The following is a 21,853-nucleotide window of genomic DNA, read 5'->3' on the forward strand; positions in this document are numbered from 1 at the left end:
CGCCGACACACTTTGCAACACGACGAGCACACAGGAACGAGCGAGGAGGCTCACGGGTCACCCGCGGAAAGCGACGAGCAAACATCCACCGAGTAAGCTACGAGTTTGCGAGGAGTTGCTGGCTCCGCCGAATTCTCTTGCAACACGACGAGCACCAAGTGTATTTCCGGAGCGGTGTCATTGCACACAAATTTTTCAGTGTGTCGCATTTTATATCGACTACGAAAATATAATCGAAAAGTAATGGTTTTTTAAATGAAATGTAATGAACCTGTGATAGCAACACATGACATGGTGCGTTACGATTGGTGATATCAGTCAGATTATCATATAAAGATGGTGAATATAGTGTATATTAACGATTTAACCATAAATGTGTCAATAGATTGCGATTCACTGAAACCCACACCCAAAAAATGCTTTTTGAGAACGAACGTTGTATTGGCTGGGGGTGTTGCATGTTGATGAGCGATCAGCCATTAACAGAGATACCTCTTGAAGATATGATCGTCTCGGCACAGGAGGGCGATTATATGATTCAAAATTATCTCTTGAAAAGCTATCAGCCATTTATCGCTAAAAGCGTTTCAGAAGTGTGTAAACGTTATATTGATCCTAAAACAGATGATGAATTCAGTGTTGGATTAAATGCCTTTAATGAGGCTATCATGTCGTATTGCCCCGGAAAGGGAAGTTCCTTTTTGGCATTTGCTAAACTGGTTGTGAAGCGGAAAGTCATTGATTATATCCGCTATGTTCAGAAAACACCAGTTGCCGTATCTTTGGATGAGAACTATGATGAGGAACAGATGGAAAATCCGGTGGAAGTTGTTGCGGTAAAGGCATATTACCGTGAGGCACAGAATACTTGGAATCTCAGGGAAGAAATCCTCGATTTTAAAGAAAAACTGCGGAGCTATAAATTGTCATTAATTGAGCTGACAGAGGTTTCACCTAAACATAAAGATGCTCGGGAAACAGCCATTTCAGTGGCGAGAATCCTGCATAATGATGAAAAATTAAGAGCATTTGTACAAAAAAAGAAAAAGTTACCGTTGAAGAACTTAGCTAATCAGGTTAATGTCAGCAAAAAAACGCTGGAAAGAAATCGTAAGTTTATTCTGGCGATTTTCATTATCCTGGAAGAAGATTACACATATTTAAAGGAGTATCTTAAGGGGGTGGGTTAGTGAAAAAAGGAATTGTGATGGAAAAGCATCGTGATTTCATCATTGTTATGCGAAAAGATGGTGCATTCCAAAAAGCATCTCCGCTGGAAAACGAAGATGCATCCGTTGGCATGGAAGTCAGTTATAAGCCCTTCGCCGGTAAACGCCGCCCCCTGTTTTACTACATAACCAAAAAGAAGTTTATCTCGTTTCAAATAGCAGCCATCTTCTGCCTGTTATTATTATTAATGCCATTTTATTTTATGGTGGACGAGAATCAAACATATGCATATGTTAATATTACCGTCAATCCAAATTTGGAATTAGAAATTGACGATGAATTAAATGTAAAATCGATTTCTCCCTTAAATGATGATGCAGAGGATGTTTTACAGAAGCTGGCAGGTTTTGAAGGTGATCATTTGGAGAACGTCATTCAGCAAATTATGAACGAAAGTGAAGAAACGAACCTGTTACAAAATGGAAAAAGCTTGCTTGCAGGCGTAAGTTATATCCAGGATACACATACTCTTTCAGTTACCCAAGCGATTGATGATTACTTTATGGAGCAAGATGAAGGATGGCGCATCGTAACATTTCAGATTCCAAAAGACATTCGGAAGGCTTCCCGGGATAATGAGCAATCGATGAATGAATTGATGGCAGTAAATCTCATTGAAACCGATGCTTACGCAGAGAGTGCAGACGCGGATATATCTGTTGATGATAACGAAAAAGAAATTATACATTCATTTTATAACAATCATCACAGTGATTCGGAGTCTGCCGCCAAAGAAAAAGTGACACAAAACAATGGTAAAGCGCCAAAATAATATATGAAGAATGCACCGGACAATGGTGCATTCTTCATATTTCAGGTTGATGGTATATCCTGCAAGGTGTTTTGTGCTTTATTTACACTTCCATAGCAACCGGTGGGGTGTATTTCATGGCATGGTCAATATAATACAGTAACTCATCATGTGTTTCGATAATTTTAACTTGTTCAGGTGAGTAGTGGTAAGCATGCAGGAAGAGCTGGATTTTTTTGGACAGCATGTCATCATTTGTGCGGACCATCAGCACAAGCAGTTCATCCCACTGTCCCCATAGCGTATAATATAGCGCTTTGTCGTAATCAGGAATTTCCATTTTTTGCCCTCCTTCATGTTGAAAAGGATTCAGTTATAGTCTCCCCAAATATTATTTATATTGTCTGCAAGAAAAATGGTGTCTCTGCTATTTTTTGTAAAACGTATAAATTCATCTTACTGTTACATACTAACCCCAAAACAGTAAGGAGGATTTAAATAATGAAATGGAAACTTTTTAGCATGATGCTGGCAGCGACACTTGCTCTTGCTGCTTGTGGCACGGGCAATGACGGGAACAATGGAACCGACGAAGGGCAAAATAATAATGACAATGTTGAACAAACACGTTTTGGTAATGATGACCAGGGAACAGATAACATGAACAACCGGAATAACAACAATGAGTTCAACAATGGCAATCGTACACGGAACACGGATGAACAGGGAAACAATCAAAACAATAATAATGAGAATCAATATGAATTGGCCGATGAAGCTGCAGAGAGAATCAGCGATCAAGTGGACGGTATTGACAATGCCTATGTGGTAAAAACAGATAATAATGCATATGTAGCTGCCGAATTGGACCAGGATAACAACAATGGCAACAATAACAACAATACGAACAACAATAACAACGCGAACATTAATGGAACAACCAACAATAATGACAATAACAATGAAGGCGGCGAATTAACGGACGCCGTAAAAGAGGAAATCTCCGGAATTGTGAGAACGGTTGATCCGGATGTTGACAATGTATATGTTTCAACAAACCCTGATTTCTTTGATTTAGCGAACAATTATGCTGATGATGCCGATAGTGGTGAGCCGGTTGAAGGGTTATTCGATCAAATGGGTAATATGATTGAACGCATTTTCCCGCAGCAAGGAAATAATAATTAAACAACAAACAGCTTATTAAATGAATGGGTGGCACACATGATGTGTACACCCAATTTTTTTGCGATTTTATTCAACATTTGCTATTCTATACATAGAATCCATATTAAACATAGTCGTATACTATGAAATAATAACCATTGGGGATGACAATAGATGGGACGTGAGTTTTTAGACTTATTTGATGATTGGGCAGACTCATATGAAGACAGTGTCGCAGGGGTTGATCCGCAATATAGAGCTGTTTTCAAAAATTATGATATCATTCTAAGTGAAGTGGCAAAATGTGCTTTCGGAAATACACTGGAATTTGGTGTCGGAACCGGGAATTTAACAAAAAAGCTGCTGGATTCCGGGTGCCAGGTGACAGGAATAGAGCCATCTTCGGCTATGCGGGAAAAAGCTTCGGCCAAACTTCCGTCTCTTTCCCTGGTTGAAGGTGATTTCATTGATTATCCGACACCCGTTGAACCTGTTCACACGATTGCAAGTTCTTTTGCCTTCCATCATCTGACAGATATTGAAAAGAATGAGGCTGTTATGCAATATGCTGAGCTTCTGCAGCCTATGGGAAAAATTGTGTTTGCAGACACGGTATTTGAAACAGATGAACATAAGGAACGGGCGATACACAAAGCACGGAATCAAGGGTTTACGGATTTAGTGGAGGATTTGCAGCGCGAGTATTATACGACATTGCCAGAAATGAGGCGCATTTTTACAGCGAACGGCTTTCATGTTACGTTTGAACAAATGAATGATTTCGCCTGGTTGATAATGGCAGTGAAAAAATAAAAATAACTTTAAAGAGGGAGCGATTGACGATGGCAGAGAAAAATGAATGTGGAGAGTTTTAACCTGGACCATACAAAAGTTGCAGCACCATATGTTCGTCTTGTTGGGGTGACAACGGGGTCAAGCGGTGACAAAGTGTACAAATATGATATTCGCTTTAAACAGCCGAATAAAGAGCATATGGATATGCCTGGATTGCATTCAATTGAGCATCTGATGGCCGAAAACATCCGGAATCATATGGATAATGTGCTGGACATCGGCCCAATGGGATGCCAGACAGGATTTTATTTGTCCATCCTGAATAATGACAGTTATGACGATGTACTGGAAGCACTCGAAAAAACGCTTCAGGACGTAATGGAAGCAGATGAAGTGCCGGCATGCAATGAAGTCCAGTGCGGCTGGGCAGCCAACCACAGTCTTGAAGGCGCACAATCAATCGCAAAAGATATGCTGGATAAAAAAGATGAGTGGCAGCAAGTCTTTGCAGAGTAAGAGGTGCCTGAGACGATGGCGATATATCATTCTACTAAAGCGTTAATTGGGGACACACCGTTATTAGAGATAACCCATTTCTCCCTTCCAGAGGGCGTTCGTTTGTATGCGAAGCTGGAATTTTATAATCCGGGCGGCAGTGTGAAAGATCGCTTGGGGCTTGAATTAATTAATAATGCATTGTCCAGCGGGAAGATCGAACCCGGTGGAACAATTATTGAGCCGACTGCTGGAAATACAGGTATTGGGATGGCACTGGCAGCAATGAATCAGGATTTATCGGTTATCTTTTGTGTTCCGGAGCAATTTAGTATTGAGAAACAGCAGCTTATGACAGCGTTGGGCGCAACGATTGTTCATACACCGAGTGATCAGGGTATGGCGGGTGCGATTGAGAAGACTGAGCAGCTGCTGGATGACATTCCAAACAGTTTTTCACCACAGCAATTTGCAAACCCGGCAAATCCGTACGCATATTATAAAACAATCGCACCTGAATTATGGCATGACCTTGATGGTGAGATTGATGTTTTTGTGGCAGGCGCAGGATCCGGGGGTACTTTTATGGGAACATCCAAATATCTGAAGGAGCAAAAACCGGATATCCGGTCTGTGATTGTGGAGCCCGAGGGATCAATTATTGCCGGTGGAGAGCCTGGTTCACATAAAACAGAAGGAATAGGCATGGAATTTTTGCCTGATTTTTTTGACCATTCATTGGTCGATGACGTTTATACGGTAACAGACCGGGATGCATTTTCACTGACGGCACAATTGGCGAAAGAAGAAGGGTTGCTTGTCGGAAGTTCATCCGGATCAGCAATGTATGCTGCCCTGGAGGAGGCCAGACATGCAAAACCGGGAACAACTATTGTCACCATTTTTCCGGATGGCAGTGATCGTTACTTGAGTAAGGGTATTTATTCTGATGGGCAGTAGAAATCTCACAGTTCGAATTTCACTTTATCCCAATTAGGGTGAATGGAAGGGAGAATGGCATATGCGTGCGAAAACGAAGATGATTCATGGTGGTGTAACAGGGGACGACAAAACAGGTGCTGTATCTGTTCCAATATACCAGGTCAGCACATATAAGCAAGATTCAGCAGGAAATCCGGGAGATTATGAATATTCCAGGACCGGCAATCCAACCCGTCATGCGCTGGAAAACGTTATTGCTGAATTGGAAAACGGCGAGTCAGGTTTTGCATTCGGTTCCGGAATGGCTGCCATTACATCGGTCATGATGCTATTTGAAGCGGGTGACCATGTTGTTATGACTGACGATGTCTATGGCGGCACCTATCGCCTGATGACCAACGTATTGAACCGATTTAATCTGAGCCATTCCTATGTGGATACAAGTTATCCGGACGATGTCGAAGCAGCCATTCAAGAAAATACGAAGGCACTGTTTATTGAAACGCCGACAAATCCACTGTTAAAAATCACGGATATTGCAAAAATGAAGGAAATCGCCAAAAAGCATAACTTGCTGCTGATTGTTGACAATACCTTTGCAACACCGTATTGGCAGCAGCCGCTGAATCTGGGTGCAGACATTGTACTGCACAGTGCAACGAAGTATATAGGTGGTCACAGTGATGTTGTGGCAGGGCTTTTAGCAGTGAATTCCGATGATTTGGCAGAAGAGATCCATTTTATTCAAAATTCAGCCGGAGGAGTACTAGGACCACAAGATTCATGGCTCCTTATGCGTGGTATCAAAACGCTGGGCATTCGAATGGAAGCCATTGAACGGAATACAGTGAAACTGGTGGAATTTCTGCAAGGACATGAGAAGGTAAGCACCATCTACTATCCTGGGCTTGAATCACATAGAGGCCATGATATTGCTAAAAATCAGGCAGCTGGTTTTGGCGGGATGGTCTCATTCGATGCAGGAAGCGGAGATGAAGCCGAAAAGGTTTTGAGCCGTGTGCACTATTACACACTTGCCGAGAGTCTGGGAGCGGTTGAAAGTCTTATCTCGGTTCCGGCAAAAATGACACATACTTCGATCCCAGCAGGAAGACGCGCGGAACTGGGGATTACGGACGGGTTGATTCGTATATCAGTCGGGATTGAAGATGCGGATGATCTGATTGAAGATTTGGCACAAGCGTTGGCATAATATTTTGCGGGCAGTCTTTTGAAAGGCTGTCTTTTTTCTGGTGAAAAGTTAAGATATGAGCAGAAGAGAGGGAAATATCACCAGAAAAAAAGCGATATCGACAGAAGAAGGAAAATATCAGCAGAACAGAGACTATATCGACAGAAGAAAAGAATTATCAGCAGAACTCCGATTCGTTTTTATTCTAAAATTTATGCTAAAATGGAACAAAACGAATGGGAGGAATGAGTCGATGAGTAAGCAGGCACTACAGTATTTATCCGAAAACCGTGAACAGCTGCTGGACAAGCTAAATCAGTTTTTATCGATTCCAAGCGTCAGCACGGATAGTGTACATAAAAATGATATTAAAGAAGCGGCAAACTTTTTGGAATCCTATCTGAATGATATCGGATTTGATCAAGTTGAACAGCAGGATACTGGCGGTCATCCGCTGGTATATGCTGAATATAACCAGGCTGGCCCTGAAGCACCGACTGTATTATTTTACGGTCATTATGATGTGCAACCTGTCGACCCGATCGATCAATGGAAGAGTGACCCGTTTAAACCCGAAGTCCGGGATGGGCGTTTATATGCTCGTGGTGCAAGTGATGACAAAGGACAGGTATTCATGCATCTGGCTGTTTTTGAGGCTTATATGAATACGGAGGGAAAACTGCCGTTAAATGTAAAAGTCTGTATTGAAGGTGAAGAAGAGATCGGCAGTGAAAACCTTTACGATGTGCTGCATGATAAAAAAGAACAGTTTCATGCTGATTTTGCCGTCATTTCAGATTCAGGGATGGTTGCCGAAAATCAGCCGACGATTCTATATGGACTGAAAGGATTCACAGGCATCGAAATCAGTGTGACCGGACCTGATCATGATTTGCATTCAGGCATGTATGGCGGTGCAGTCCGCAACCCAATCATGGCACTGAATCACATTTTGGCATCCATGAAGAACGAGGAAGAAGTTGTTACGGTTGATGGTTTTTACGATAGTGTTGAACCGCTTTCCGATGATGAACGGGATTTGATCAGAAATGTAGAGGGCGAGGATTATCCGAAAGCAACAGGCGTAACGGAAACCGCCTCTGAAAAAGGCTACACGGCGAAAGAACACACCATGGGCCGGCCGACATTTGAAATAAACGGCATGTACGGTGGGTATCAAGGAGAAGGGACAAAGACGATTATCCCGTCAACTGCAACCGCAAAAATCACCTGCCGGCTCGTTCCCGGTCAGGACCCGGAAAAAATTCAGGAACTGCTGGAAAAACATGTCCATAAGGTTGCGCCATCCGGTATAACGGTTGATGTCAAGAAAGAAAAATTGTCAGCTAAAGCGTATAAGGTTGAACCTGATAATCCGCTAATCAAAAAAGCTGCCAAAAGTTATACTGAATCATTTGGAAAAGAGACGGTCTATGTTCGAATGGGAGGGTCTATCCCGGTTGTTGAATGGATCGAGGGTATTTACGATATTCCGATTGTTTTACTCGGATTCGGTACACCGGATGACCGACTGCATTCACCAAATGAAAGTTTCCCTTTGGACAGTTTTGATAAAGGTATGGAAACACTGGTACGCTACTGGGCAGAAGTCAATGCATAATGTTATTGTTTTTATCCTGCATCGCGGATTGAATGGTTATTGTAAATATAAGCTGTTTTGATGTAAAAAAATCGGGTAACACACAATTAGATACGAAAGTGTAGGGGGTTATTATATGCGATATGCAGTCGTTACCGGTGTCTCGAAAGGGTTAGGGGAATCCCTTGCTAAGCTATTGATGGACTCAGGCATTCATGTAGTGGGGGTCTCCCGCAGCAAGAATGACAAACTGACGGCATTTGCAACTGAAAATAATGTTACTTACCAGCATTATTCCGTTGATTTGGGTGATCTGGAAACAGCAGAGCAAACCTTTCAGGAAATCAGCGAGGATATATTTTCCCGGCAGCCTGATACGGTTTATTTAATAAACAATGCAGCGGTGGTGGAACCGATTGATAAATCCATGAATACAAAAAGTGCTGATGTAGCACATCACATCCAGGTGAATACGACCGTGCCAATCATATTAACGAATTTATTTCTGAAACAAGCTGCCGAGCAGGATGTCAGATTTATTGGGACAACCATTTCCTCAGGTGCAGCGGAAAGACCTGTATATGGCTGGAGTGCCTATTGTTCCTCGAAGGCCAGTATTAATATGTATACGAAAACGGCAGCGTTGGAACAGGATCAATTGAAAACCCAAAGTAAAGTTATCGCATTCAGTCCTGGGATTATGGACACCCAAATGCAGGAGAGAATTCGTCAGAGCGATGAGGATGCATTTAGAGATGTTGATCAGTTCCGTGGTTATAAGGAAAATAATAAGCTGAAGGATACTGATACAGTAGGTGGCGTGCTCGTTGATACTTTGACAGATGAGACCAGTATCGTTAATGGAAAAATCTATAACGTCGCCGACTATTTTTAAATATTGGGTGAAATGATTACTCGGTCTCAATTGCTTGGTGGCTCAGTTGTTCTTATTCCTCTTTATCATGAGCACAACCAGGAAATGCAAAGTAATCATATAGCAGCCGAAATGATATGCAGCTGTTTGCACTGCAGGCGCTCAAATTTGAGGAAGTCCGCTGAACTGAGCAAAAACGCCCGGCACAAGCTGCTGTTTGGCGTTTTTGCTCTGAATTTCACCGATTCCCTGTCGTTGCGTTTAGCTCTCTAAACTTCGGTGATTCCTTGTCAACGTTCGGCATTTTTGTTCAGAACTTTGGCGTTTTCACTCTGAACTTCGGCGTTTTTGCAAGATTGTTTGGCGTTTCCAGCTAAAACTTTGGCGTTTCATTGAAAAGAGTTCGTAACTGACCCTAAATCCCCGATTCTGTTCAACTAACATTCAGTGGGTTAAAAGCGCCCCACTGAATGAAGTTTCACTTTTCCCCGGATATAAAGGTCAGTAATCCGCCAAAATACGGCGGCCAACTGACCCTAAATCCCCGATTCTGTTCAACTAACATTCAGCGGAGAGACCCGTTCCGCTGAATGAAGTTTCACTTTATGGTACAATTGTTGAAGTGAATTGGATGGAACGTGCAATTTTTGCATATTCATATCATAAGAAGATTTTGCAGAAGGGGACGAAAGATATGATTACACGTAAAAGTCAACGCGAAATTGAGAAAATGCAGGCTGCGGGTGACATACTTGTCAAATGTCATAAGGAAATAGCTAACATAATTAAACCGGGAATCACCACAATGGAGATTGACACGTTTGTAGAAAATTTCCTGGCTGATCATGGCGCAACACCTGAACAGAAAGGCTTTAGCGGTTATCCATATGCTACATGCGCCTCGGTGAATGATGAAATATGCCATGGCTTTCCCCGGCAGGAAAAGCTCGTTGACGGCGATATTGTCACGATTGATATGGTTGTCAACATGAACGGGGGACTGGCCGACTCTGCTTGGACGTATAAAGTTGGAGCACTTGATGAAGCAGGCGAAAAACTTTTGGATGTTACGAAAACGTCACTATACAAAGGGATTGAGCAGGCCCAGTCAGGCAATCGAATCGGGGATATCGGGCATGCAATTCAGACATATGCTGAAGGAGAAGGCTTTTCGGTTGTACGTGATTTTACCGGACATGGTATTGGACCGACTTTGCATGAAGAACCGCATATTCCTCATTTTGGGCTGCCAAATAAAGGAACACGGCTTAAAGAAGGTATGGTCATTACAATCGAACCGATGATTAATGAAGGCAGCTGGCAAAGCAAAATGGATTCCAATAATTGGACAGCTCGCACAGTTGATCAAGGACGCTCAGCACAATATGAACATACGGTAGTTATTACAAAAGATGGCCCGTTATTGACAACGGATCAGGATAAGTGAGTTTAAGGTTTGGGGAAATGTATTCAATTTTCTTTAGTGTTTTATCTTAGGTAATATTATGCTGAATACTCAGCTTTTGCAGGAAGGGGAGCTGCAAGTGCGTGTCGTTTCAATTTGCCCGAGTAACACGGAAGTAGTGGAATATCTTGGTAAGACTGATTTGCTGGTTGGTGTTGATAATTATTCCGACTGGCCCTCAGACGTTCTCGAATTATCGAAAGTCGGCCCGGATCTCTCAATTGATATGGATAAGGTGGAAGCATTAAATCCTGATTTAGTACTGGCATCACTGAGCGTTCCTGGCATGGAAAAAAATATTGAAGCCCTCGATGAACGGAAATTGCCTTATATTATATTAAACCCCAGTTCATTGAATGATATTGCTGATGATATCGAGACAGTCGGTATTGCATTAGGTGAAAAAGAACGAGGTAAAAAGAAGGCGGCTGCTTTTCGTGAAGAAATTGAACGCTTACGTGAACAGGCTGCAATGAGGAAACAAAAACCTTCTTTATATTGGGAGTGGTGGCCAAAGCCAATATTCACCCCGGGTAATAGTAATTGGCTGACTGAAATCAGCCGTTTGGCAGGCGGCAGAAATATCTTTGATACGGAAGATGAAGCGAGCGTTCAGACAGGTTGGGATGATGTAAAAGAACGGGATCCCGACCATATTTGTATGGTGTGGGTAGGTGTGAAAGAGTCGAAAATGCGGCCGGAGCTTGTACGAAGGAGGCCTGGTTGGGAGGATATGAAAGCTATTCAGGAGGATAATATTCATGTTCTCGAAGAATCGCTTTTTTGCAGACCGTCACCAAGACTGCTGGAAGGGCTCCATAAATTGATAGCCATATTGGACTAAAAACCCCTGAACTTGGGGTTTTTTAAATTTTTTCCGAGATATTGGCAGAGGTATAGTAATATCACCGGAAGAGCTGGGGTATCGGCAGAAGAGAGAAAGAATCAGCACAAAGGGAGAAGCATCTCCCTTTGATTGTTCTAATTACTTTTTCAATGCTCTTCCGCTAAAAACCATCGTAATGAGCGGACTCAGCAGGCAGAAGAATGCAAACGGCAAGTAGGTCAGTACCGGGACCCCCAGAACGTCAGCGATAAAGACGCCACAGACACTCCAGGGGACGAGCGGGTTGATAACTGTTCCGGCATCCTCCAATGTTCGGGAAAGAACTTTATTGGATAGACCTGCTTTCTGATAAACGCCTTTAAATGTTTCACCGGTTAACATAACAGAGAGATATTGTTCACCAATCAACACGTTGACACCAATGGCTGTTCCGGCTGTTGATATAACAATTGTCCGTACTTTTTGCAGTTTTTCCTGGAATGAAGACAAAATGGATGGGATGATGCCGGTCACGAATAATAATCCGCCAAACCCAAGTGCCAAAATGACAAGTGAAATCGTGAACAGCATGCTGTTGATGCCGCCTTTTGTTAACAAGCTGTCAACAGGTTCAAAGCCGGTTGCAGCTGTATAGCCGTTGAACCAGATAGCCCAAATATCCGTCCAGGAAAGTCCGCTCGTTATACTTGCAATTAACGTCGCTATCACACTGCTGATAGCCAGCGAAATGAATGCCGGAATACGAAAAATAGTTGCCATAACCAGGATGATGAGCGGTATCCATGATGTCCAGTGTATTAATCCGGTTGTTTCAAGGCCTGCCATATACATATCAAGATTTCTCACTGATATAGCTTCGTCAGGTGAAAGAATGGCAAACAATATAAATGAAATTAAGAATGCCGGGATTGTTGTCAGGCTCATATGCTTAATGTGGTCGAATAAATCGACTCTCACAATCGTAGAAGCCAGGTTGGTTGTATCCGATAATGGCGACATTTTATCACCGAAAAATGCTCCGGAAACGATTGCGCCGGCCGTGATCGCCATCGAGGCATCCATGGCGCTCCCCATTCCGATAAATGCAACCCCGATTGTTGCGGTAGTTGTCAGTGAGCTGCCCAGTGAGACCCCAATGACTGCTGTAACAGCAAATGTAATCGCATAAAACCATGTTCCGCCAATTAACGTAAAGCCGGTACTGATCAGGACAGGTATTGTTCCACTGATCATCCAGCTGCTGATTAAAATCCCGATTAATAAAAAGAGGAAAACGGCAGCCATACCTGATCTGGCACCAGCAATCATCCCCTCTTCAAGATCTTTGTACGAAATACGCCGGAAAAGCCCGTACGCAACTGTCAGCAACAAGGCAATCAAGATTGGAACATGCGGCTCTGTTCCTAAGCCAATAAGAAAATAACTGATAAGACCTACTGTTAAAATAAAGAATAAAATCGATTCACTTAGAGCTGGATGATATTTTGGCTGTATTGGAAACATGATGAAACCCCCCTTTAGTGTTAAGAAAAACTCGAGTGCCGCCCCGTCTTTCCAGAGGTCAGATGCCGGAAGTCAAACTTGAAGAAATCGGCTCCTGAAATAATAAACTTTCCTGACTTTTAAAAATAAAAAGCTTCATCCCCAAGTAGGGACGAAGCTTTACTCCGCGTTACCACCCTGATTGATGAGTATCACAACACAGTGCCAAAAACGCCTGATCTGTATTGGAGAAGCCGGGTTTTGCACACTGATTAAAGGAACTCATCCACTCAAAAAATATCCGCCAAGCCTGAATGTGTAATTCGAATCAAATCCTGCCGGGCCTTTCACCAGCCGCCCCGTCTCTTGTAACTGCCAGGCAATGACTCTACTTCGCATTCACGGATTTATATTCAGCTAAATGATTAATAATGACTATACATGTTATGATAATGATTTGTCAATGTGAAAATTTTTTCTGAAATCAATTACTTTTTCTTCAATATAAGTTAAGTTATAATGGTCTAAATCTTACTTGGGGGGACGGGAATGGATACTGAAATACTGGATAAACAAAAATCATCCCCAGCAATACAAATGGTTCGGAGGGGAATTGCAGTTGGTTTTCCGATCATGCTTGGTTATTTGCCGATTTCGATTACATATGGCGTGCTGGCAAAACAGGCAGGAATGTCAGTGACGGAATTAACATCAATGAGTGTGATGGTGTTTGCCGGTGCCAGTCAATTGATGGCTGCGAATATGATTGCGGTAGGTGCGGGAGCTGTCGAAATTGTCGTTGCAACTTTTGTCCTTAATTTCCGCCATTTTGTCATGAGTCTATCATTTATGAATCGCTTACGGGGTTTTGGAATCAAATGGAAATTGCCTTTATCGATGGGATTAACAGACGAAACGTTTGCCGTATCGTCTTTACATAAAAATGAGGCAAAAATGGAGAAAGGTGCTTATTTTTATTTAGCACTTATACTGACAGCCTATTTCGCCTGGGTAGCCGGCTCCTTTTTAGGAGGAATTCTTGGAGAAGTTATTCCGGAACAATTAAGTCAAAGTATGGGTATCGCTTTATATGCGATGTTTATTGGATTGCTTATCCCGTCGGTGAAAAAGGAATGGCGTGTTGGGGTAGTTGCCGTTATCGCCATGTTAATTAATCTCATGTGCAGTCAGTTTATGAGTGAAGGATGGGCAATTGTGTTTGGAACGGTGCTGGGCGGATTAAGTGGGGTATTTTTACTTAAGGGGGAAGAGTCATGATTATTGCAATTATTATAGGTATGGCGCTTGTAACGATGATTCCCCGAGTCATTCCGGCATTCATTGTTGATAAAATGCAGTTTCGCGATTGGATAAATCGCTGGTTAAATGCGATTCCATTTGCAGCACTTGGGGCGCTGATTTTTCCAGGGGTTTTAAGTGTGATTCCTGATCAGCCGCTAATAGGCCTCCTTGGAGGGGCCGTTGCTGTTGTTCTCGCATACTTTGGCCTGAATGTCATTTTAGTCGTTATCGGAGCTATTTTGACAGTTTTTTTGCTGACTATGTAACAAAGGTCCTCACTTAAGTGGGGACCGAAATGCTAAAAACCGCACTGAATGAAGTTTCACCTTATTCATAGGGTTCGATATGGATGTGTGCGTACGTTATGTTGTGTTGTTCCCGGAGAAATGTCTCAATGTTTTCTGTTATGGCATGGCTTTCTTTGACATTTAAATCGGGGTTAACGCGGATTGTAATATCGATAAATGCCTGATTGCCATGTCTTCTTCCCTTTATATCCACTACTTCCTTGACCTCAGGCACCTTGCCAATGCTCGTCTTTATTGTCTTGATTTGGTGTTCATCAAATCCATCCGTTAAGTTGTGTGTTGCATCTCTAAAAATATCCCATGCTGTTTTACAAATAATAATGCCGACAACTAATCCGGCAAATGGGTCAAGCCAGAAAAGCCCGAATTGTGCACCAATGATGCCGATAAACGCTCCAATACTGACATAGGCATCTGAGCGGTTATCCTGGGCGGCGGCATAGAGTGAGCTGCTGCCAATTTTTTCCGAAAGTGACAGATTATAGCGATATACGCAAAACATCACAACAGCTCCTCCAAGTGCGGTCCAGGCGGTAAGCATGCCTGGCTGGGCACTTTCACCAGCAATTAATTGTTCAAATGTGTTTATAATGACTTGGATACCGACCGTTACGATAATAAATGCTGCAAACAGAGACGCAATCGTTTCTGCTCTATAGTGACCATAGTGATGATCGGCATCAGGAGGTTTCCGTGAAATTTTAAGACCGACTAATACCGCAACGGAGGCGACGATGTCAGTTATGTTGTTTAACCCGTCTGCCCACAAGCTTTGAGAGTTTCCAACCGAGGCAATGATCAATTTCACTGCTGCCAAAACAACATAAGCACAGATGCTGAGCCAGGCACCTTTTTCTCCTTTTTTTAAATTATCTGCCTGTTCCATGAAATAGCCTCCATCTGAACAACTATTTTAACTGGCAAGTCAAGCTAGAGTCTAACAGAGTTATAACTGATGAGTCCAGAAAAACGTTAAGGTTCCCGTCTATATATTGTGCCTGATTTTCTTTTCCGCTTATTAAAAGACAGGAATAAATTTGGCGCACAAGTAAATAGTAATTTTAGGATTATATATAAGAAGGAGAAAGATTATGGTCGACCATCAAGAAGAGCAGGAAAAACGTTGGGCAGTTATATCTTTGGCATCAATACCACTGATTATGACACTGGGAAATTCAATGCTCATTCCTATTTTGCCGGTTATGGAGCAGGAACTGGGTATTTCGAAACTTCAATCAAGCTACATTATTACGGCCTACTCAGTAGTGGCCATTTTTTTAATTCCAGTAGCAGGATTTTTATCGGATCGGTTTGGGCGGAAAAAAATCATCATTCCTTCTTTAATTATTACTGGTGTGGGAGGATTGGTCGCCGGATTGGCATCACAAATGATGGATGATCCATTTTTGCTTATTTTGGCCGGAAGAATATTGCAAGGTATAGGGTCATCAGGTGCTTTTCCAATTGTGATTCCATTTGTTGGCGATCTATTCAAAGATGATAAGGAAGCGAGCACAACACTTGGTATAATTGAAACCTCTAATACAGTGGGGAAAGTGTTAAGTCCAATACTCGGGGCAGCACTCGCGGCGATTATTTGGTATCTGCCATTTTATGCGATTCCGGTGTTTTGTACAATCTCTGTTTTACTGGTCATTTTTCTTATTAAAAATAAATCCGGTGAAAAAAGTGAAACCCGCTTCAAGGAATACATAGGTCTTGCAAAAGATACTCTGAAACAGCATGGCAAGTGGCTGGTTGCTGTATTTATCATCGGTGCGGTATTAATGTTTATTTTGTTTGGATTTCTTTTTTATTTGTCCAGTATTCTGGAAGAGAAATATGACTATGAGGGTGTTTGGAAAGGGATACTTCTTGCTATACCGTTACTGGCATTGTCGGTCGCTTCATTTATTACCGGCAGGAAGATAAAAGATAATCTGAACGTCATGAAGTGGGTGACATTTACAGGCATTATGCTGACTGGTGCTTCGGTAGCTGTTATTCCATTTATGGACCATCCTGTCTATTTGTTATCCATCTTCTTTGTATGTGGAACCGGTATAGGTATGGCACTCCCATGTTTGGATGCGATGATTACGGAAAGCATGGATAAAACTGTACGCGGTGTGATGACGTCAATATACAGTGCCATGCGGTTTATCGGCGTTGCAGCAGGGCCTCCTGTTATTGCAATTTTGATGAAGGGCAATATTAGCTGGATGGCGAGTGTTTTGGCTATATTTGCGTTAGTTGCCGGATTTTTGGGATATCGTAATATAAAACCCTAGCTGAAAGAACCATTCAACTATCATTAGGAAGTGCTCCACTGATTTAAAATTCATTTTCCAAAAAGTTTTCCTTGCAAATATTTAAATAATTTAGGATAATGGAAAAAAGGAACAAGGGGGAATGTTCCATTGAAGAAACAAAAAATGGTCTACCAGCTTTACCGTTATGCTGGAGCAGTTATTGAAGCAAAACGCGAAGTCCCATTTGAATTGAAGCTATCAGCACAATTAATGTTGGATGAAATATGCTTTAGCTGGAATAAACAGCAACTGGAATCTGCTATAAATCATGCGATTGATACAGGCGATAAAGAAAAATTCGGACAGCTATGTGAGGAATACAGAAATTACATCTGGGAATAACCCGGACTCAACAAGAATGCCTTGCCGATGTTTGGTAAGGCTTTTTTCATGTGATGTTACAGAATTTCCCGAACTATTATTTAGAACTGAGCTCTATAATATTTATTTAAAAAGCCATAATTCTTAACAAAAAATTAAACTTAGCAAATCGAATATCTGATATGCTGTAGGAAAAGGGGGGGAGGACCCATGAATAAAAAGACGAATTTAAGCTGGATGCTATATGACTTTGGGAATTCTGCATTTGCAACGACGATTATGGCTGCCGTTCTTCCGGTTTTTTATTACGATGTGGCTGCTGTCGGTCTGGACGAAAGTTTGGCGGAAAGTTATTGGGGATATTCACAGTCGATTGCGGTTTTAATTGTTGCTATTTTAGCACCGATACTGGGGGCAATCAGTGACTTTTCTGCGGCAAAAAAGAAATTCCTGCGTTTTTTTGCCTATATGGGAATCATTGCAAGTGTCTTGCTGGCATTTGTCGGTGAAGGTGATTATCTGTTTGCTTCTCTTTTGCTCATTATCGGTAATATTGGCTTTTCGGGTGCGAATGTGTTTTACGATGCGTTTTTGCCGGAGATTGCCAAAAATGAAGACGAGATGGATAAATTATCATCCGGCGGTTTTGCATATGGTTACATAGGCGGCGGCGTATTACTGGCGATTAACATTTTGATGATTACGAATTATTCCTGGTTTGGCATACCGGATGTCACGACGGCCAGCCAGCTTTCATTTGCATCTGTTGGCGTATGGTGGTTCATTTTCTCGATCCCGCTTTTTAAGAATATCCAGGAAGAGAAAAAAACAATGGTTAAACGGGACAAACCTTATGTAGCAATCGGTTTCTCCAGAGTGGTCAATACATTTAAAGAAATAAAGCAGTTTAAGTATTTATTGATTTTTCTTATTGCATTTTGGCTTTATAATGATGGTATATCAACGATTATCAGAATGGCGACAATCTATGGCCGCGGTATTGGCATTGATTCTAATTCGTTGATTATTGCCCTCTTAGTCACACAATTTGTCGGTATTCCGTTTACGTTCTTCTTTGGGTGGCTGGCGACAAAAATAACAGCGAAAAGAGCGCTGTATATAACGTTATATATTTATCTTGGCGTTGTTATTCTCGGTTATTTCATGGCGACTGCTCTGCATTTTTATTTACTGGCTATTTGTGTCGGAATGGTACAGGGCGGGGCACAATCGCTCAGCAGATCGATTTACGGACGGATGGTGCCGGTCAACAAAAAAGCAGAGTTTTTCGGCTTTTATGGTATTTCGTCAAAATTTGCAGCTGTCTTTGGACCATTCCTTTTTGGGATTGTTGGCCAGCTGACTGGATCAAGCAGACTTGGTATCATATCATTACTTGTATTTTTTATAGCAGGTATCATTTTACTAAGATTTGTGAATATCGAAAAAGGTGTCCAGCAGGCGAAAGAGTATGCTAAATAATGGTTGAAATCAATGGGATCTTCCTGCCAGTTACATACGAGAGGGTGAGGTAAATGCGAATTAATAATATACGAAAAGCATTATATACGATTTCCAAAATTCTGGGTGATGTCAATGCAGTCAAAAGAGGGAGGGTCGGCAGAAGAGTCGGCCGCAGAGTTGCTGGCAAAGGAACAGGGAAATTACTTGGCAAATTGTTTAAATAGTTTTAACCAACGAAAGCTTTCACCGTATGATTTCAGGGTGAAAGCTTTCGTTTTTTTGTGGCTAAACAATCGGCTCGCTGTATCTGTTCTCAAGGTTCAGTGTAAGTGGTTTACCGGTATCATATGAGATATGGCCTATCAAATCAGGCAATCTGGTTTTTTGAATCGAATCCGCTTTATTCCAATAACGAATCACTTCTGTCATGGTTTCGATACCTTCTGTCCAAGCCTGATTGTATAAATCGACAAAACTTTTTGAACTGGGTTCCTTAGTAGCTGGATGATACCAGGTTGTATGATCCAGGTTCAAATAATCAACGTCATCATTGATGGGCTGGTGTGAAAAGGGTGAAATTAATTGCTTGAACAGTGCATTTTTCCAGCCGTAAGGATCAGAAAGCAATTTTAAAGCTAATTTCATATCACGATAAGCTTTTTGAATATATGCTGAGGTTTCCTGATCCACCTCGGGATAATGGTCTGCGATTGTTTTGTGCAGTGATTCAGCGGTATCCTTATCGAGCCTGCTGCCAACATCAATCTCGTTGAATACATGTCCTTTCCATGTCTTTAAATGATGGTATTTTGACATCATCAATGTATCAATTATAGTTTCCAATTTTTGGTGTTTACTGCCTTCGTATCCGGCCCTATAATGAATATAGGGATGAGCATTGCGATCAAGTATATGGTGGGTCACGAATCCGAACACATACGCCTGCACAATATCGTTCATATTCCTGGCTTTTTCAATGATATCCAGCAGGAATTCACCGCATTTCTCCCGATGCAATTTTAATCCGATATCATTTACGGGCTCATGTTTAATCCATGGCCAAAAATTATAATAAAAAAGAGGATCCGGTCCTTGAGCTCCCAATTTCATGTCTGCTTCATAATGTAAAAACGAATTAGGGTTTTCAATTGAATCCACCACATTTTCACAAAAAAGTATATGTGTCCAAATATTTGGCATGATGAGAATCCCCCCTGCCTATACGATCCTTTATCCCGCATGAAATGGTCAGTAACCCGCCAAAACACGGCGGCTAACTGACCGTAAATGTCCGATTCGGCTCAACTAACATTAAGCGAATAAAACCACTCCGCTAAATGAAGTTTCGCTTTTCATATAGTATAAAAGAAAATGGGTGAGAAAACATCCCGTAATACTTACTATTTTGTGACCAAAATTCATCACTTCTATTAAAAAACACAAACATTGCAATCGAGGTAACTTGCTCTGAAGACTTAAAGCAAAATATCTTTAAAATGTTATAATCATACCAAAACATAGTGTGAAATGAGGGTTGGTCGTGGAAAAAATTATGATTGTTGAAGATGACCCAAAATTAGCCGGTTATTTGTATGATTTTATCGAAAAATACGGATATGATGTTTTCACCGTTGATGATTTTGAAAATCTTATGCGTGATTTTAACCAATTTTGGCCGGATTTGGTGCTTCTTGACATCAATCTGCCCCGCTTTGACGGTTTTTACTGGTGCCGGCAAATTCGTCGTGAATCGATTTGTCCGGTCATTTTTATCTCCGCCAGAACCGGAGAGATGGATCAGGTGATGGCGTTGGAGAATGGAGGGGATGATTTTATCACCAAACCATTCCATCCGGATGTGGTTATGGCAAAAATCCGCAGTCAATTACGGCGGGCTTATGGAGAATATGCTGCGGGATCAAAAGAACGGATCATACAAAAGAATGGACTGAAGTTATTTCCGGAACGTATGGAGCTCAGATTTGGAACGGCTGCGGTATCGCTTACCAAAAACGAAGCGGATGTTATTGAAAGTCTAATGGATAGATACCCTCGTGTGGCTGGTCGTGAGGATCTTTTAGAGAAGTTATGGGATGAACATACATATGTGGATGAAAACACGCTTAACGTTAATATGACACGTGTTCGGAAAAAGTTTCAGGAGCTTGGAATTACTGACGCTGTGGAAACAGTCCGGGGAGCAGGCTACCGGCTTCATGTGACATGGGACGGGGCGGAGCATGCATGAAGCTTTTCCTGAAAGATCACCAATTACTTATCGGGTTACAAGTTGTTCAGTTTGGCCTCATTTTGTTAATACTTTGGCTGAATGGCTACCAGGATATCAGCATTGTGCTCTATGCTATTTTTCTGGGGTTCTTTTTATTGGGCGGTTATCTTGTTTACCGTTATGTGTCAGGGCGCAATTTTTATAAAAGACTTGAGAGACCAATGGCAACACTTGATGAATCATTGCAGGAAACGGATCAGTTACCGATTGCTGAAGCACTTAATCGATTACTGAAGTCGCAGTACAGGTTGTACGAGCAGCGGATTGGTGAAACAGAAATACAGAAGGAAGAGCATATGACGTTCATTGATCGCTGGGTTCACCAAATGAAAACACCGCTGTCGGTCATCGAGCTGACTGCCCAGGATTTTGATGAACCCGATTCATCGAACATTCGTGAAGAAACAGAGCGTATCAAGACGGGGTTGAATACCGTACTGTACATGGCACGTCTTCGTACGATTGAGCAGGATTTCCGAATCAAGCCGGTCGTATTGGAAAACCTGATCCATGATGTTAACCAGGACAACAAACGTTTCTTCATTCGCAATGAAGTATACCCGAAACTGGAAAAGGAGCAAGACGGTATTACAGTTGAATCGGATGAGAAGTGGCTGTTATTCATGATGACACAGATCATTCAAAATGCTGTAAAATATTCAGCCGGAAAAAGTAAACAAATTATGATTTCCTTGTACGAACGACATGGAGCGGCTATTTTTGAAGTGAATGATTTTGGCATCGGTATCCCCGAAGAAGACAGGAATCGGATTTTCAATGCGTTTTATACCGGTGAAAATGGACGCAATTATCGGGAATCCACTGGTATGGGTCTGTTTCTCGTTAAAGAGGTGGCTGGTTACTTGGGGCACGGCGTCGAAATGGAAAGCAATGCCGGTAAGGGAACAACATTCCGTATTATTTTTTCACCGGCCCAAAACATTACAAAAATGTAAGCTAAATGAAAGACCAATCGATCGTTTGTAAGGGTAGTGAGCGATACACTAAAGTCAGAT

23 protein-coding genes are annotated in these 21,853 nt (G+C 41.9%); 19 read left to right on the forward strand and 4 right to left on the reverse strand.

All coding sequences use genetic code 11. The features are described 5' to 3' along the window. The first annotated feature begins 458 nt into the window (after positions 1 to 458). Positions 459 to 1,190: an RNA polymerase sigma-I factor gene (sigI, locus tag Len3610_RS01545; RefSeq protein WP_176446397.1), complete on the forward strand. Its 732-nt coding sequence runs from the start codon at positions 459 to 461 to the stop codon at positions 1,188 to 1,190. After that, positions 1,190 to 2,002, forward strand: a complete 813-nt coding sequence (locus tag Len3610_RS01550; protein WP_176446398.1) for an anti-sigma-I factor RsgI family protein — start codon at positions 1,190 to 1,192, stop codon at positions 2,000 to 2,002. The genes sigI and Len3610_RS01550 overlap by 1 nt, the downstream gene beginning before the upstream one ends. An 82-nt stretch (positions 2,003 to 2,084) precedes the next feature. Here Len3610_RS01550 and Len3610_RS01555 read toward each other — a convergent pair whose 3' ends face one another. After that, positions 2,085 to 2,321, reverse strand: a complete 237-nt coding sequence (locus tag Len3610_RS01555) for a YhdB family protein (protein ID WP_176446399.1) — start codon at positions 2,319 to 2,321, stop codon at positions 2,085 to 2,087. A 161-nt stretch (positions 2,322 to 2,482) separates the two neighbouring features. On the opposite strand from Len3610_RS01555, the gene Len3610_RS01560 reads away from it, so the two are divergent. The 9 genes from Len3610_RS01560 (at position 2,483) to Len3610_RS01600 (ending at position 11,355) form a co-directional block, all read left to right on the forward strand. Then, the gene (locus Len3610_RS01560; protein ID WP_176446400.1) at positions 2,483 to 3,169 is read left to right on the forward strand and encodes a YhcN/YlaJ family sporulation lipoprotein; all 687 of its coding nucleotides are present in this window, start codon (positions 2,483 to 2,485) and stop codon (positions 3,167 to 3,169) included. A gap of 153 nt (positions 3,170 to 3,322) precedes the next feature. Next, positions 3,323 to 3,961: a class I SAM-dependent DNA methyltransferase gene (locus tag Len3610_RS01565; protein ID WP_176446401.1), complete on the forward strand. Its 639-nt coding sequence runs from the start codon at positions 3,323 to 3,325 to the stop codon at positions 3,959 to 3,961. 42 nt (positions 3,962 to 4,003) lie between these two features. After that, a complete protein-coding gene (locus tag Len3610_RS01570) occupies positions 4,004 to 4,459 on the forward strand; it encodes an S-ribosylhomocysteine lyase (RefSeq protein WP_176446402.1) in 456 nt (151 codons plus the stop codon). A gap of 15 nt (positions 4,460 to 4,474) precedes the next feature. Next, a complete protein-coding gene (locus Len3610_RS01575; protein WP_176446403.1) occupies positions 4,475 to 5,398 on the forward strand; it encodes a PLP-dependent cysteine synthase family protein in 924 nt (307 codons plus the stop codon). 61 nt (positions 5,399 to 5,459) lie between these two features. After that, positions 5,460 to 6,593 (forward strand): bifunctional cystathionine gamma-lyase/homocysteine desulfhydrase, encoded by a 1,134-nt coding sequence (locus tag Len3610_RS01580; RefSeq protein ID WP_176446404.1) that lies wholly within the window; start codon positions 5,460 to 5,462, stop codon positions 6,591 to 6,593. Positions 6,594 to 6,825: 232 nt separating this feature from the next. Beyond that, complete coding sequence (locus Len3610_RS01585) at positions 6,826 to 8,193, forward strand: dipeptidase (protein ID WP_176449520.1); 1,368 nt, start codon at positions 6,826 to 6,828, stop codon at positions 8,191 to 8,193. 115 nt (positions 8,194 to 8,308) lie between these two features. Continuing rightward, the gene (locus Len3610_RS01590; protein WP_176446405.1) at positions 8,309 to 9,067 is read left to right on the forward strand and encodes a (S)-benzoin forming benzil reductase; all 759 of its coding nucleotides are present in this window, start codon (positions 8,309 to 8,311) and stop codon (positions 9,065 to 9,067) included. Between the two features lie 673 nt (positions 9,068 to 9,740). Then, entirely contained in the window at positions 9,741 to 10,493 is a 753-nt protein-coding gene (gene map / locus Len3610_RS01595) for a type I methionyl aminopeptidase (RefSeq protein ID WP_176446406.1), read from the forward strand. Positions 10,494 to 10,590: 97 nt separating this feature from the next. Next, positions 10,591 to 11,355: a cobalamin-binding protein gene (locus tag Len3610_RS01600; RefSeq protein WP_176446407.1), complete on the forward strand. Its 765-nt coding sequence runs from the start codon at positions 10,591 to 10,593 to the stop codon at positions 11,353 to 11,355. Positions 11,356 to 11,496: 141 nt separating this feature from the next. On the opposite strand, the gene nhaC is transcribed toward Len3610_RS01600, so the two are convergent. Further along, positions 11,497 to 12,861 carry a Na+/H+ antiporter NhaC gene (gene nhaC / locus Len3610_RS01605; protein WP_176446408.1) on the reverse strand — a complete coding sequence of 455 codons (1,365 nt, stop codon included), beginning with the start codon at positions 12,859 to 12,861 and terminating at the stop codon, positions 11,497 to 11,499. A 528-nt stretch (positions 12,862 to 13,389) separates the two neighbouring features. Between nhaC and Len3610_RS01610 the strand changes: the two genes are divergently transcribed. Then, positions 13,390 to 14,118 carry an AzlC family ABC transporter permease gene (locus tag Len3610_RS01610; protein ID WP_176446409.1) on the forward strand — a complete coding sequence of 243 codons (729 nt, stop codon included), beginning with the start codon at positions 13,390 to 13,392 and terminating at the stop codon, positions 14,116 to 14,118. Further along, the gene (locus tag Len3610_RS01615) at positions 14,115 to 14,408 is read left to right on the forward strand and encodes an AzlD domain-containing protein (protein ID WP_176446410.1); all 294 of its coding nucleotides are present in this window, start codon (positions 14,115 to 14,117) and stop codon (positions 14,406 to 14,408) included. The genes Len3610_RS01610 and Len3610_RS01615 overlap by 4 nt, the downstream gene beginning before the upstream one ends. 61 nt (positions 14,409 to 14,469) lie before the next feature. On the opposite strand, the gene Len3610_RS01620 is transcribed toward Len3610_RS01615, so the two are convergent. Then, positions 14,470 to 15,336 (reverse strand): cation diffusion facilitator family transporter, encoded by an 867-nt coding sequence (locus Len3610_RS01620; protein WP_176446411.1) that lies wholly within the window; start codon positions 15,334 to 15,336, stop codon positions 14,470 to 14,472. A 205-nt stretch (positions 15,337 to 15,541) separates the two neighbouring features. Here Len3610_RS01620 and Len3610_RS01625 point away from each other — a divergent pair, with 205 nt between their 5' ends. The 4 genes from Len3610_RS01625 (at position 15,542) to Len3610_RS01640 (ending at position 18,771) form a co-directional block, all read left to right on the forward strand. Further along, positions 15,542 to 16,741 carry an MFS transporter gene (locus Len3610_RS01625; protein WP_176446412.1) on the forward strand — a complete coding sequence of 400 codons (1,200 nt, stop codon included), beginning with the start codon at positions 15,542 to 15,544 and terminating at the stop codon, positions 16,739 to 16,741. A gap of 129 nt (positions 16,742 to 16,870) precedes the next feature. Further along, a complete protein-coding gene (locus Len3610_RS01630; RefSeq protein WP_176446413.1) occupies positions 16,871 to 17,104 on the forward strand; it encodes an IDEAL domain-containing protein in 234 nt (77 codons plus the stop codon). A gap of 189 nt (positions 17,105 to 17,293) precedes the next feature. Continuing rightward, positions 17,294 to 18,565 carry an MFS transporter gene (locus Len3610_RS01635; protein ID WP_176446414.1) on the forward strand — a complete coding sequence of 424 codons (1,272 nt, stop codon included), beginning with the start codon at positions 17,294 to 17,296 and terminating at the stop codon, positions 18,563 to 18,565. 53 nt (positions 18,566 to 18,618) lie between these two features. After that, entirely contained in the window at positions 18,619 to 18,771 is a 153-nt protein-coding gene (locus Len3610_RS01640; RefSeq protein ID WP_176446415.1) for a hypothetical protein, read from the forward strand. A gap of 61 nt (positions 18,772 to 18,832) precedes the next feature. On the opposite strand, the gene Len3610_RS01645 is transcribed toward Len3610_RS01640, so the two are convergent. Continuing rightward, the gene (locus tag Len3610_RS01645; RefSeq protein ID WP_176446416.1) at positions 18,833 to 19,747 is read right to left on the reverse strand and encodes a zinc dependent phospholipase C family protein; all 915 of its coding nucleotides are present in this window, start codon (positions 19,745 to 19,747) and stop codon (positions 18,833 to 18,835) included. Positions 19,748 to 20,087: 340 nt separating this feature from the next. On the opposite strand from Len3610_RS01645, the gene Len3610_RS01650 reads away from it, so the two are divergent. Both Len3610_RS01650 and Len3610_RS01655 read left to right on the forward strand, forming a co-directional pair. After that, the gene (locus Len3610_RS01650) at positions 20,088 to 20,795 is read left to right on the forward strand and encodes a response regulator transcription factor (RefSeq protein WP_176446417.1); all 708 of its coding nucleotides are present in this window, start codon (positions 20,088 to 20,090) and stop codon (positions 20,793 to 20,795) included. After that, positions 20,792 to 21,793, forward strand: coding sequence for a sensor histidine kinase (locus tag Len3610_RS01655; protein ID WP_176446418.1), 1,002 nt, complete (start codon positions 20,792 to 20,794; stop codon positions 21,791 to 21,793). Before Len3610_RS01650 ends, Len3610_RS01655 begins: the two co-directional genes overlap by 4 nt. The last annotated feature ends 60 nt before the right edge of the window (positions 21,794 to 21,853 follow it).

The sequence above is a fragment of the Lentibacillus sp. CBA3610 genome (assembly GCF_013373365.1).
Taxonomy (GTDB): Bacteria; Bacillota; Bacilli; order Bacillales; family Amphibacillaceae; genus Lentibacillus.

What these genes read in the sequence shown, in the direction of transcription:
- sigI (WP_176446397.1), top strand. Translation starts at nt 459, where the DNA reads ATGTTGATGAGCGATCAGCCATTAACAGAGATACCTCTTGAAGATATG.
- Len3610_RS01555 (WP_176446399.1), bottom strand. Translation starts at nt 2,321, where the DNA reads ATGGAAATTCCTGATTACGACAAAGCGCTATATTATACGCTATGGGGA.
- Len3610_RS01560 (WP_176446400.1), top strand. Translation starts at nt 2,483, where the DNA reads ATGAAATGGAAACTTTTTAGCATGATGCTGGCAGCGACACTTGCTCTT.
- Len3610_RS01565 (WP_176446401.1), top strand. Translation starts at nt 3,323, where the DNA reads ATGGGACGTGAGTTTTTAGACTTATTTGATGATTGGGCAGACTCATAT.
- Len3610_RS01570 (WP_176446402.1), top strand. Translation starts at nt 4,004, where the DNA reads ATGAATGTGGAGAGTTTTAACCTGGACCATACAAAAGTTGCAGCACCA.
- Len3610_RS01575 (WP_176446403.1), top strand. Translation starts at nt 4,475, where the DNA reads ATGGCGATATATCATTCTACTAAAGCGTTAATTGGGGACACACCGTTA.
- Len3610_RS01580 (WP_176446404.1), top strand. Translation starts at nt 5,460, where the DNA reads ATGCGTGCGAAAACGAAGATGATTCATGGTGGTGTAACAGGGGACGAC.
- Len3610_RS01585 (WP_176449520.1), top strand. Translation starts at nt 6,826, where the DNA reads ATGAGTAAGCAGGCACTACAGTATTTATCCGAAAACCGTGAACAGCTG.
- Len3610_RS01590 (WP_176446405.1), top strand. Translation starts at nt 8,309, where the DNA reads ATGCGATATGCAGTCGTTACCGGTGTCTCGAAAGGGTTAGGGGAATCC.
- map (WP_176446406.1), top strand. Translation starts at nt 9,741, where the DNA reads ATGATTACACGTAAAAGTCAACGCGAAATTGAGAAAATGCAGGCTGCG.
- nhaC (WP_176446408.1), bottom strand. Translation starts at nt 12,861, where the DNA reads ATGTTTCCAATACAGCCAAAATATCATCCAGCTCTAAGTGAATCGATT.
- Len3610_RS01610 (WP_176446409.1), top strand. Translation starts at nt 13,390, where the DNA reads ATGGATACTGAAATACTGGATAAACAAAAATCATCCCCAGCAATACAA.
- Len3610_RS01615 (WP_176446410.1), top strand. Translation starts at nt 14,115, where the DNA reads ATGATTATTGCAATTATTATAGGTATGGCGCTTGTAACGATGATTCCC.
- Len3610_RS01620 (WP_176446411.1), bottom strand. Translation starts at nt 15,336, where the DNA reads ATGGAACAGGCAGATAATTTAAAAAAAGGAGAAAAAGGTGCCTGGCTC.
- Len3610_RS01625 (WP_176446412.1), top strand. Translation starts at nt 15,542, where the DNA reads ATGGTCGACCATCAAGAAGAGCAGGAAAAACGTTGGGCAGTTATATCT.
- Len3610_RS01635 (WP_176446414.1), top strand. Translation starts at nt 17,294, where the DNA reads ATGAATAAAAAGACGAATTTAAGCTGGATGCTATATGACTTTGGGAAT.
- Len3610_RS01640 (WP_176446415.1), top strand. Translation starts at nt 18,619, where the DNA reads ATGCGAATTAATAATATACGAAAAGCATTATATACGATTTCCAAAATT.
- Len3610_RS01645 (WP_176446416.1), bottom strand. Translation starts at nt 19,747, where the DNA reads ATGCCAAATATTTGGACACATATACTTTTTTGTGAAAATGTGGTGGAT.
- Len3610_RS01655 (WP_176446418.1), top strand. Translation starts at nt 20,792, where the DNA reads ATGAAGCTTTTCCTGAAAGATCACCAATTACTTATCGGGTTACAAGTT.